This window comes from Psychrobium sp. MM17-31 (assembly GCF_022347785.1).
GTDB lineage: Bacteria > Pseudomonadota > Gammaproteobacteria > Enterobacterales > Psychrobiaceae > Psychrobium.
The window spans coordinates 926,676-938,606 of record NZ_JAKRGA010000001.1; the positions used below are offsets into that span (position 1 = coordinate 926,676).

Annotated in this window: 10 protein-coding genes and 1 riboswitch; of the genes, 5 read left to right on the top strand and 5 right to left on the bottom strand. The window is 42.8% G+C overall.

Translation table 11 applies throughout. From position 1 onward, the window contains the following. From mutL to tsaE, 3 genes are read right to left on the bottom strand one after another with little or no spacing between them, the layout of a single operon-like run. Positions 1-1,926 (bottom strand): DNA mismatch repair endonuclease MutL, encoded by a 1,926-nt coding sequence (gene mutL, locus MHM98_RS04055; protein ID WP_239437974.1) that lies wholly within the window; start codon positions 1,924-1,926, stop codon positions 1-3. Between the two features lies 1 nt (position 1,927). Beyond that, the gene (locus MHM98_RS04060; protein WP_239437976.1) at positions 1,928-3,253 is read right to left on the bottom strand and encodes an N-acetylmuramoyl-L-alanine amidase; all 1,326 of its coding nucleotides are present in this window, start codon (positions 3,251-3,253) and stop codon (positions 1,928-1,930) included. Positions 3,254-3,257: 4 nt separating this feature from the next. Further along, the gene (gene tsaE / locus MHM98_RS04065; RefSeq protein ID WP_343229202.1) at positions 3,258-3,746 is read right to left on the bottom strand and encodes a tRNA (adenosine(37)-N6)-threonylcarbamoyltransferase complex ATPase subunit type 1 TsaE; all 489 of its coding nucleotides are present in this window, start codon (positions 3,744-3,746) and stop codon (positions 3,258-3,260) included. Positions 3,747-3,890: 144 nt separating this feature from the next. On the opposite strand from tsaE, the gene MHM98_RS04070 reads away from it, so the two are divergent. The 3 genes from MHM98_RS04070 to MHM98_RS04080 all read left to right on the top strand — a co-directional run bounded on the left by MHM98_RS04070 (position 3,891) and on the right by MHM98_RS04080 (position 6,833). Further along, entirely contained in the window at positions 3,891-4,079 is a 189-nt protein-coding gene (locus MHM98_RS04070; RefSeq protein WP_239437977.1) for a DUF1289 domain-containing protein, read from the top strand. A gap of 258 nt (positions 4,080-4,337) precedes the next feature. Continuing rightward, the gene (gene asnC, locus MHM98_RS04075) at positions 4,338-4,799 is read left to right on the top strand and encodes a transcriptional regulator AsnC (RefSeq protein WP_239437978.1); all 462 of its coding nucleotides are present in this window, start codon (positions 4,338-4,340) and stop codon (positions 4,797-4,799) included. Positions 4,800-4,886: 87 nt separating this feature from the next. After that, a complete protein-coding gene (locus MHM98_RS04080; RefSeq protein ID WP_239437979.1) occupies positions 4,887-6,833 on the top strand; it encodes a transglycosylase SLT domain-containing protein in 1,947 nt (648 codons plus the stop codon). Between the two features lie 43 nt (positions 6,834-6,876). On the opposite strand, the gene panP is transcribed toward MHM98_RS04080, so the two are convergent. Beyond that, complete coding sequence (panP, locus tag MHM98_RS04085) at positions 6,877-8,523, bottom strand: pyridoxal-dependent aspartate 1-decarboxylase PanP (RefSeq protein ID WP_239437980.1); 1,647 nt, start codon at positions 8,521-8,523, stop codon at positions 6,877-6,879. 222 nt (positions 8,524-8,745) lie between these two features. Between panP and MHM98_RS04090 the strand changes: the two genes are divergently transcribed. Continuing rightward, a complete protein-coding gene (locus MHM98_RS04090; RefSeq protein ID WP_239437981.1) occupies positions 8,746-9,108 on the top strand; it encodes a hypothetical protein in 363 nt (120 codons plus the stop codon). Between the two features lie 71 nt (positions 9,109-9,179). Here the strand turns inward: MHM98_RS04090 and pgi are convergent, their stop codons facing one another. Beyond that, positions 9,180-10,829: a glucose-6-phosphate isomerase gene (gene pgi, locus MHM98_RS04095; RefSeq protein WP_239437982.1), complete on the bottom strand. Its 1,650-nt coding sequence runs from the start codon at positions 10,827-10,829 to the stop codon at positions 9,180-9,182. Between the two features lie 165 nt (positions 10,830-10,994). Between pgi and MHM98_RS04100 the strand changes: the two genes are divergently transcribed. Further along, positions 10,995-11,591, top strand: a complete 597-nt coding sequence (locus tag MHM98_RS04100; RefSeq protein WP_239437983.1) for a histidine phosphatase family protein — start codon at positions 10,995-10,997, stop codon at positions 11,589-11,591. A 174-nt stretch (positions 11,592-11,765) separates the two neighbouring features. Then, positions 11,766-11,895, top strand: a riboswitch (cobalamin riboswitch). The last annotated feature ends 36 nt before the right edge of the window (positions 11,896-11,931 follow it).

An 11,931-nucleotide genomic window follows, 5' to 3' on the forward strand; every position in this document is an offset into this window, starting at 1 on the left:
TTATTCGCTATTGGTTAAGGTATTAATGGTGCTTGTAAAATCGAGCTTTGCCACAAATTTATCGCGTAATTCAATCAGCTCATCGCTAAACTCATTACCTTTACTTAACAGGGTATTTACGCTGTTAAGATCAAAGCTGACGGAGCTTACACTCGCCAACCAATCGCAAATTAATGGTGTTAACTCATCGCTTGGCAGATATTGCTGCTTATCGAGTAATTCCAAAAGCTGTGGAATTAATTGGGCAATATCTTGGTTTCTCAATTGCGACGGCACCTGTTTGACAATGATTTGGGGACGACGCAGATTAATATCAATCCCTAAGCGGCGGAAAAGTTGTTGATGATTTTCCAACTGGTCGAGAAGTGAGCTATCGAGTTTGATAGATACTGGTAATAATAGAGGCTGTGACGTGAAGCCTTGCTGCCATTTTTCCTGCAGATAACGGCTTTCAATCCAACGCGCTAGTACGGGTAAATTAACCAACTCAAAGCCTGCCTCACCTTTTACCAACAGATAATTGTCTTCGACTACGTCGAGTAACTCCCCAAAAGCAGCGCTCTTTAGGGGCAGCTTCTGCGCTTGCTGCGGGTTGTTGTCGACATGAGAAAAGGTATTAGGGAAAGGCGTCTCAATTTTCGCACTATCATTCATTAAATTTTGATAAGCGCCAGCCCCTTGGCGAATATCACGGGCGCTATGCTCTCGCTCATATTGGGGCTGATATTGCGATTGATACTGTGGCTGGTATTGAGGCATCTGCTGCGGTTGCGACGAGCTTCTTGGTGCAGGCTCAGTTAAATCATCAAATGACACAGGTGCTGCAGAATAGCTGCTTGTAGGCGCTGGTGTATATTGATGAGCAGGCGTTTGGGGATTAACCACAGGAGCGCTACCTTGCGCTTGTGCATCTAGCTGCGGCGCGCTCATCGCCTGTGATAAACCACTGGCTAACACTTGCGCAATTAAATCGTGGATCATGCGCGACTGATGAAAACGTACTTCGTGTTTTGCCGGATGCACATTAACATCTACTTGAGTCGGGTCGAGCTCGATATACAGCACATAGCTCGGCACTGCACCTTCCGGTAAATAATCTTGATAAGCTTGTCTAATCGCATGATTGATTAGCTTATCGCGCATCATACGGCCATTCACATAACAAAACTGCGTATCGTTAGTCGTGCGACATGCCGCTGGCAACCCCAGCCAGCCAGAGATTTTTATATCGTTGTGATCATTGTCGATGGCAATGGCATTATCGATAAAGCGATTGCCGCAGATAGCCGCCACTCGGCGCTCTTGCTGCGCCGTCGTTTTAGCCACCTTTAGATTACGCAGCATTTTCTGATTGTGTTTAAGCACAAACTCGACATCGAAACGACTTAGCGCAAAGCGCTTTATTAATTCATCGATGTGATTAAATTCGGTTTTCTCGGTGCGTAAAAAACGGCGACGAGCTGGCGTATTAAAAAACAAATCCCCAACTTCGACGCTAGTGCCTGTTGGATGCGCTGCGGGTGTTATTTCGACCCCCATTTCACGCCCTTGGGCAAAGGCTTGCCACGCCTCGTTTTGCTCGCTCGTCTTTGAGGTGAAAGTCAAACGACTGACCGAACTAATACTCGCTAAAGCCTCGCCGCGAAAGCCTAAAGAAACAATAGAATGCAGATCGTCAAGGTGAGATATTTTACTGGTTGCATGGCGCGAGAGTGCCAAGGTCAGTTGTGATTTTTCAACGCCGCAGCCATTATCGCGAATGCGAATTAACTTACTACCGCCTTTTTCGATATCGATATTAATTTGCGTCGCGCCAGCATCGAGGGAGTTTTCAACCAGCTCTTTAACGACAGATGCTGGACGTTCAACCACTTCACCAGCGGCAATTTGGTTCGCCAATCGCGGCGATAATAATTCGATAGCCATATTAACTTTGCGGGATCTTTAACACTTGGCCGATACGCAAGACATTCGAACGCATCCCATTGTGTTTCTTAATTTTTGCCACCGAGGTTTTATAACGCTTAGCAAGCATCGATAACGAATCACCGCGCACTACGGTGTGCTTTTTCGGTCGATAGTTTGCAAAATAGGTCCCCTCAGGGGCTTTTTCTTTGAAGTAATCGATTACCGCGTTGTAAATAGCATTAACTAACTTTTTGCGGTGGCTAGTGCTAAATAAGTTCTTCTCATCTTTGACGTTTGAAATAAACCCCGTTTCAATCAACAACGATGGGAAATCAGGCGATTTCAATACCGCAAGACTGGCTAATACAGGCTTGCGCTGATGTAACCGAGTTACAGGGCTAAAATTATGTAAAATATCTGATGCTATGCTGTAGCTTTCAACTTTGGCGTGCTCCATCGACATATCGATAAGGGTACGAGCGAGATATTTGCTGTTTTCATTTGATTCAATAATTTCGCCAACACCACCAAGCAATTCAGAGTGACGTTCGTTATCCTCAAGCACTCGACCCACTTCGGTATCGGCACGCTTGTTGGACAGTACGAGCACTGAAGCCCCATTTGGCTTACGTGATGTAAAAGCATCGGCGTGAATCGATAATAATAAATCTGACGATGCTTTGCGCGCGATGGCAGAGCGTTTATTTAAACCAACGTAATAATCCCCTGTTCGCGTCAAGACAGCTTTAACGCCTTTAGTGTCGTTAAGCCGTTTAGCCAGCATTTTTGAAATGGCCAAAGTAACTGTTTTCTCATAACGACCGCTAGCGCCAATAGAGCCAGGATCTTCACCGCCATGACCTGCATCAATCGCAATCACGATATCTCGAGTTTGCTTTGACTTATCACTACTGGTTTTAACAACGGTTGTTGTTTTTTTGGCAGGAGTTTTAGCGACGACTTTTTTTGGTAAATCGACAACTAGGCGATCGCCATAAGGACCAGTAGGTGGCAGTGAGAAAATACGCGGTTTTATGCCGCGTTTTAAGTCGATCACCAAACGCAACATGCCTTTCTTTGGCGGGCGACTGGTACGAATACGCGTCACTAAATCGCTTTTAATTTTTAACTTTTTGAGATCTGTTTTTAACGATGTACTTTTAAAATCAATCACCAACCGATGGCCATTGGTGAGATTGAAATGGGTAAACTGTGGTTTTTCACTGAGATCAAACACCACCCGAAATTTATCCGGCGATGGCCAAACCCGCACATCTTGTAGCTTATTAGCTGCGGCGGCGGTTAAGGAAAAACACAGTGCAATTAAAAACAGCGCGATTCTCAAAATGTTAGGCTCTCCGTTGTTTTAACGCTTCTAGCACAGCGCTACCATTGTCTGTATTAGCACTAAAATTAATTTCACGTTCGTTATCGACATAGGTTAATGACAATTCAATATCTGCTTGTGGCAGCATGCCAAAACCACGCTGTGGCCATTCGATTAAACACAGGCTGTTGTCAGTAAAGTAATCGCGAATTCCCATAAATTCGAGTTCTTCGGGATCGGCTAGGCGATAAAGATCAAAGTGATAGATTTTCCAATCAGCCACTTCATAAGGCTCAACTAGCGTATAAGTAGGACTCTTAACATTACCTTGATGACCAAGGGCTTGCACAAAACCGCGGGTAAAGGTTGTTTTGCCGGCTCCTAAATCGCCGTGGAGAAAAATAGTCGTAGCACCAGTCATGCACAGGGCTAAATCGCGCCCCATATTAACGGTTTGATCGCTATCAGTTAGGTGAGAGTGGAAGGAATTTAAAATATCTTTGTTATTCACGTTGTTATTTAGCAATTACAGCAATTGATTTTATTTGCAGCAATATAGCATTGACTAGCGATTTGACACAACTGGCAGCGGTTTTCTAGAATGATTTAACCGATGTTAATCACGCTATTTTACGTGAATTATTAAGAGACATTTATGGATCACAGTGTACGCTCGCCCTGTATTGCCAACTGCAAACTCGACGATGAAGAAATATGCCAAGGGTGCTTTCGCACGCTTGACGAAATTATTGGCTGGTCTTCGTCAACCAATCAACAAAAACAGGCGATTGTTGATCGCGTTACCCCACTACAAATCTCCGCTCGTGAAGCGAGAAAGCATTAATTAACTAAAAAAGAGCAAAAAAAAGCACCTAGAAAACCGCCAGGTTTCTAGGTGCTGAGTTGTTCTTTTGCCAACCTCAAATATTTGAATACAGCTAATCGAATAACACTCACGAGCAAGGCCCGCTTAAAACATGCGTTGATAATCTAGTAAATCAAGCAAATTAACAAGCATTCAAAATATAATTATTGAAATAAACCAAATTCGTTTACCATAAGCACACTTTTACTGAATATTATCTAATTAAAGAGTCTTTTTATGAACAAACAATATCAAATCGATAATTTAGATAAAAATATCCTTAATGCACTCAAGAAAAATGCGCGAACGCCCTATGCCGAACTCGGAAAAAAACTCGCAGTTAGTCCAGCAACGGTTCATGTTCGCATTGAGAAGATGCGCCAAGCAGGGATCATTGCTCGCACCAAGGTCGAGCTCAATGAGAAAGCACTGGGTTATGATGTGTGTTGTTTTATCGGTATTAACCTAAAGACGGCGGGCGATTACAAACCAACAATTGCCAAGCTCAACGAGATAGAAGAAGTGTTAGAAGCCTATTACACCACGGGGCATTACAATATTTTTGTGAAGATTATGGCCAAATCAATCGATCATTTACAACGCGTACTCATCGATAAAATCCAAGCCATTACAGAAATTCAATCAACGGAAACCTTGATTTCCCTCGACAACCCAATTAACAGAGAGGTTAGACCATAAGATCACGCGCCAATACTAGCGTTTTAAGCAAAACCTGCCATGATGTGAATTCCACGGTAGGACGTTAATCAATTTTAGGACATACTCATGTTTTCCCGATTATTCCGGCTAGCCATTTTCTCTTGTTCGCTAGCAATGACAACATCGGCACACGCAGCTGACACCATAGAAACACAGCGCCAACAGTTCGATGACGCGCGATTACAGCTCGATAAGCTTTCAGCCCGAAAAACAGTACCACAATCGTTGCGTAAGCAAATCGATGACCTCAAAGACTATCCACTCTATCCTTATTTGCAGCTATCACTGTTTAAACGCAATCTCGAAAAACGCTCTGTAAAAGACATAGAAGGCTTTCTTAATACTTATAAAAAGCTGCCGTTTAAGCACAGTTTAAGGGTGCTGGCGTTACGTAAGAAATTTAAACGTAAACAATGGCAAGACGTAATTGCCCTTTATCGCCCCGGTGATAAAACCAGCTACCAGTGTATGCAGTTAACCGCTCTCTATAAATCAAAACAGCAGTCAAAAGCACTATTCCAAGTCGAATCCATTTGGCTCTCGGGTACCTCCTTACCTAAGCAATGTGATTTCATTATCAAACGCTGGCAAAAAGCGGGAAAACAAACCAGCGCTCTCACGATGCAGCGCATCGAGTTAACGCTTGAAAAGCGTCAAGGGCGCTTAGCCAAATACCTTGCCAAGTCCCTAAATGCTAAAGATAAAAAAACTTACCTTTACTGGAAAAAGCTCTATAACAAACCGCAAATGGTTTCTAATTCTCACTATTGGAAAAAGCGCGGTCATTTCGCCAATGTCGCAATGAGAATCGCCATCGAGCGCCTGACTTATCGCGATATTGCTAAAGCGATGACCTTAATCGGTAAGATAAAAAATCATATTGGCTTTACTGAGAAAGTACGTGCGCAGCTCATTAATAACATCGCACTAAGAGCCATGCTTAAAGACAAAGAATCAGCAGAAACGGCCTTAACGCATATTGATTGGGCATTGCTCAATGCATCGAAACAAGAGCAAATATTACGGCACCTTGTCGGCGACAGCCAATGGCCATTAATTGCGGCACTTTACAGCAAACACTATCGTCAAAAAGATGCGCCAATAGAGTGGCAATATTGGTACGCTTCATCCCTAGAAAACATGGGCAATACCCAGCGTGCGAATGCGCTTTATCAAGAAATCGCCAAAAAACGTCGCTATTACGGTTTTCTCGCCAGTGACAAACTTGGCATTAATTACAGTTTAAATCATCAAGCGCTCAACAAAGATCAACGTATTATCGACGACTTAAATAAAAACGACTATTTACAACGCGCCAAAGAATTCTATTTATTAGGTGATGACTTACCCGCACGCCGAGAGTGGTATCAACTCGTTAAGCCACTTTCCGAAGAACAACGTATCGCCGCCGCTCACATCGCTCATGATTGGCAATGGCACAACCGCGCCATCATTACATTGACGATGACCGAGCAGCGAAATGACCTTAACTTGCGTTTTCCTATGCCCCATAAAGGCGACTTTCAAACACAGGCCAAAAAGCAAGACATGACGCTAAGCTGGCCACTTGCCATCGCTCGCCAAGAAAGTGCATTTTTAAAAGACGCCACTTCAAGTGCGGGCGCTCGTGGCTTAATGCAATTACTACCTGGCACGGCTAAGTTACAAGCTAAGAAAGACGGTGTGCTTTATTACTCACGCAAGCAGTTGCATGAACCACAGCTCAATATCAAATTAGGCACAGCCTATTTAAGCGCCATGCTAGCGCGCTTTGACAATAATCTAGCGGTAGCAGCGGCAGCGTATAACGCAGGTCCACACCGCGTGAAACATTGGGTAAAAGAGGAGTTAGCGCAAGATCAGTGGGTAGAAACCATTCCTTATCGTGAAACCCGCTCTTACGTTAAAAACGTTTTAGCGTACGCGGTGATTTATCAGCATCACCTCGCGCAACAACAAAAACTACCAAGTTCAGCAATAGATCCATCACGGATGGGATTGGCGAATAAATAAAAAAAGAGGTTGCCGCGGCAACCTCTTTTCTCATGTCGATAAATTACTTATCACCTTCAACTAGTGCTCTCAACTGCGCCATAAAGGTATGTTCGTTTTCATTGTTCGCCAACACTACTTGTTCCGATAAAATATCACTTAGAATTTCATTGCTGGTTAACGGGTTGGCTAACACCACTCGAAATACAATAATCGATTGATATTGATAATATGACGGGGTTAATTTAGTACGAGAAACGAATGCCTTACCGTGCCCACGTTGAATTTTTTGCAGGTATTTAGTGAAGCGATTAAGCAAATCATTAATGGCTACGCGTGATTCTTCTGAGCAAGTTTTCAAATGCTCTTGCACCCAAGCCGGACAATAGCGATAAGTCAGAATATTTAATGTTGGCTCATTACACAGCTCAAACTCACCGTGAGCTTTAATCATATCGGCAAAGCGATGCGTCTTGTTAATTCCCTCTTCAATCAACAATTCATAACCGCTGCGACCTAAGATCTTAAGCCCAGAATGCACTAACATTGCCATGCCAGGACGTGAGCCTTCAAGGGTTTTACTACCTAAATCTTTCGAGCCCTTACGAATAATGTAGTTTGCGTGGTGTTCGACGCCACTGAGAACATCTGGCGACTTAAATACAACAATACCAGCGCCCATAGGCACATAAAGCTGTTTATGGGCGTCGATAGTCACAGAGTCTGCTCGTTCAATGCCGGACAATAATGGTGCGTATTTCTTCGAGAACAGCGTTGGTGCGCCCCAAGCGCCGTCAACGTGGAAGTGACAGTCGTATTGCGCTGCAATATCCGCCATTTCATTGAGAGGATCAACAGTGCCTGTTTCTGTCGTTCCAGCAACGCCAACTAAGGCCAAGATTTTTATCTTGTTATCGGTAAGTTGCTGACACTTTTCTTTAAGCGAAGTTAAACAGATTTGATTATTGTCATTGGTCGGTACGGCAACGATATTATCCATCCCAAGTCCCAAAACATCAGCTGTTTTCTTTAATGAATAATGGCCGCGTTCACTGACTAAAATCGCAGCGCCGCGATAACCGTAATGTAATAGTGCGCCTAATAAACCTGTTTTTTGGATGCCAGCAAAGTTTTCTGTTGGCGCAAAAGCATTGTTACGCGCAGCCCATAAAGCGGTAATGTTGGCTACAGTTCCGCCAGAACAAAACGCCCCTAAGGCATAGTTTTGATCATGCATATAGGTGTCATAAAAACCATCGTCGCTATTATAAACGAGTCGATGCAGCATACCGATGACTTGGCGCTCAAGCGGAGTAAAGGATTTTGACGTTTCGGTTTTAACAAGATTTTGATTAAGGGCAATCATAATCTTCGACAACGGCAGCATAAAATAAGGCAGTGCCGAGGTCATATGGCCAACAAAACTGGGCGAAGCCGTATGAACAGAATGAGCCACCAATTTTTCTAATAAAAAGTCTGCTTGCTGAGAAACGAAAATAGGATCATTAGGGATTGATGCATCGGCAAAGTCTTTTTCAACTTCAGCCAAATCTTTTTCAACCGCAACGATATGAGATTGCAGAAAACCCTCTAGGTTTTCCGAGATCTCTTGCTCAATTCTACTTAACGTCGATTCCTTATCTTCGGGTACAGTAAATACCCGCAGTAGGCTATCTTGAGTAGCGCTAGCTTGACGTGTGGTTAGACTCATTCTTTTTTATACTCTAATAATTATACTGCGATTTACGGTCGCAAATTTTCCACAATCTATCACTTACCCCAAATTGTTACCAGCCTGCGATGTTAATCTTTGAACTCAATCGTCCAAGTCGCCTAAAAAAAACGCAAAAAATTACCGAAATGTCGCAATATCTCCGCTGTTTTTTTAAATCTTGTCTACTATTAACAAATCAATCAGACAAGGAATTTACCATTGAACAAACTATCGGAGAATACTATGCCAGAATTAGAGTGTCGTCGTGAAGGTGTTCGTGTAGCTGTTAAGAATGAGGATCACATTGAAGCGATCATCTATACAGAGCAAGGTGTACCAGAGTTTTGCGATGAATATGAAATCAATTTAGGGGGCATCAAGGTTAATACGGACTTTAACGAAATAAAGAATCGGCGTGTTCGCGTCAGCTTATTCGATAATAAAGAGCAGCGAGTCGAAATAGAAAGTACCATCGTTAGCTCGACAATGCGTAACTCAATCATTAAGTTCGACCCCCTCGATCAGCAGCAATACGCCACCTTATGCTCCATGCTAACCTTACAACAGCCAATCGAAGAATAATATTTTCTATAAAAAACGCCGCCCATTTCAACACGAAATGGGCGGCGTTTTTATTTTAACAGCTCTCCTCGCTACTTGCCGTAACGCATCTCTTTGTAATAGTTAATCAGGTTGGTAGTTGATGAGTCGTGCTCGCCAACAGTGCCATCTTGCGCTAGCTCATCTTGAATCTTCACCGCTAAACCTTTACCTAATTCAACGCCCCACTGATCAAACGAACAAATCTGTAAAATAATACCTTGAACGAAGATCTTGTGTTCATACAGCGCAATCAATGCGCCCATGCTTTGTGGGTCGATACGATCAAGCAAAATAGTATTAGTAGGTCGGTTACCTTGATGCACCTTATGTGGTGCAAGCTTATCGATATAGGCTTGAGTACGCCCTTTTGCTTTTAAATCTTCGCGAACTTGTTGCTCATTCACACCACACATTAATGCTTCTGTTTGTGCAAAGAAGTTACTCATTAATGTTTCATGATGTCCTTTCACCGGTGTAGTACTTTCAATTGAACCGATAAAGTCTGCTGGAATAACGTTTTTGCTTTGGTGTAAATACTGATAAAACGCATGCTGACCGTTGATACCGACACCGCCCCAAATTGAAGGTACGGTTTGATATTCAATATCTTCCCCCGTCCAACTTACCGACTTACCGTTTGACTCCATTTCTGCTTGTTGCAAATAAGCCGCCAGCATGTGCAGAGTTTGATCATAAGGTAAAATCGCTTGTGACTGGCAACCGAGGAAGGTGGTATTCCACAAGCTGATTAAGGCGAGAATAACAGGCGTGTTTTGCTCTAGTGGCGTATCAATAAAATGCTGATCCATTTCATGGGCGCCTTCGAGTAATTGCATAAATTTCTCAAAGCCCATATCCAACGCAATCGGTAAACCAATCGCTGACCATAGTGAGAAACGACCACCAACCCAATCCCACATCGAGAATAGGTTATCGGGATGAATACCGAAATTAGTGGCGTTTTCTAGATTCGATGTTACCGCCACAAAGTGATGCTTCACTGCTTCGTCATCAAACGAAGATGAAGTTAACCAAGCGCGAGCCGTTTTGGCGTTAGTAATGGTCTCTGTGGTGGTAAATGTTTTACTCGATACAATAAAGAGTACGTTTTCAGGATTCAGTGGACGTAATACTTCGGCAATTTGCGCGCCATCGACATTTGAAATGTAATGGACATCTACCGTGCTATCGTTGTGATGTTTAAGTGCTTCAGTCACCATTTGCGGCCCTAGGTTTGAACCGCCGACACCAATATTTACCACATCGGTAATGCGCTTACCGCTGTAACCTTTCCACTCGCCTTGACGCACTTTACGCACAAATTCTTCCATTTTTGCCAATTCGGCATTGATGGTTTCGGTAACGTTTTCGCCATCGACGATTAAATCTTTACCGCTGCGATCGCGAAGTGCTGTGTGCAATACCGCACGTTGTTCGGTTTGATTGATTTTCTCGCCGCTAAGCATACGCTCGCGCCAGCTTTCAACTTCACATTCTTTGGCTAAATTAATCAGCCCAGCCATGGTTTCGTCGGTAACGAGGTTTTTCGAATAATCAAACAACATGTTTGGAAGTTTGATTGAGAATTTATCAAAGCGCTGATTATCTGCGGCAAATAAATTATTGAGATGTTTAGATTTCATCTCAACGGCATGTTGAGTAAGAAACTTCCAGCTAGATAGCGCTTGACGATTTTTCATTGACTTGTATTCTCCTGCAATCATATCAAGGATACGATTTTTGACTGAGCTTATAATTATGATTATGGTAACTTTATAACGAAGATTCCAGCAAAAAGCTGTGATTTATGTAATAAAATTACCAATTGAATTATCATTGCTTCAAAAGTGCTAGTAGGAATATAGATGCATCAATTTACCATTACATTATTACGCCACGGTGAAACAACTGCCCCCAATAATCTTAATGGTAAAACCGATGTATCTCTGTCTGAATTAGGCGAGCAGCAAATGCATGATGCTTTAGCGAATATCGAAAACCTCTCGCAAGTTATTTCCTCGCCATTAATTCGCTGCGCCAAGGTGGCGCAGGAATATGCTCTGCAATGTGATTTACCCTTCACTATTAATCCCGAATTTGCAGAAATAGATTTTGGCGATTGGGATGGACAACCTTTTGGCGAGCTTTATCGTCAGCAGCCAGAGTTGATGGATAAGTTTTGGCGCACACCATGGGAAGTGACTATTCCCAATGGCGAGCAGCTCGACGCTTTTCAACACCGCATCGACAACGCATGGCAACAGCTAATCAATCAACAGCACAATTCTTTAGTGGTATGCCACGGCGGCGTTATTCGGTACCTCATTGCTAAAGTGCTTAATTTGGGGCCAACTAATAATAGCCATATTACGGCGCTAAAAATCGATTATGCGGCGGTAGTAGAGATTCAAATTACCGTCGATGAGGATAAAAATGTCTACCCTATGCTTTTGTGGCCTTAATTGCCCTTTGCATCAGCGTCAAAAACACCGATAATGACGGCACAATACCAATTGTGTTAATTAAGTGATCAATTTTGTAACGTGGATAAATGGATTAGAACAAGGCATTTATTTTGATAAATAGTTCTTCTATTAATGAAATAAATAACGCAGTTATCATCCATTTAGTCCGTGAAAAATGATTAAAGAGTTAATACAATTGGTATGTCATTGGGAATGAAGTGAAAATCTTCAGCTGTACCCGCAACTGTGAAGTTAGTAAAGCTAACTAAGCCAGATACTAATGCGCCATACACAATCCAAATTGAATCTTAAACAAGCGGAGTACTTGGGTAAGCGA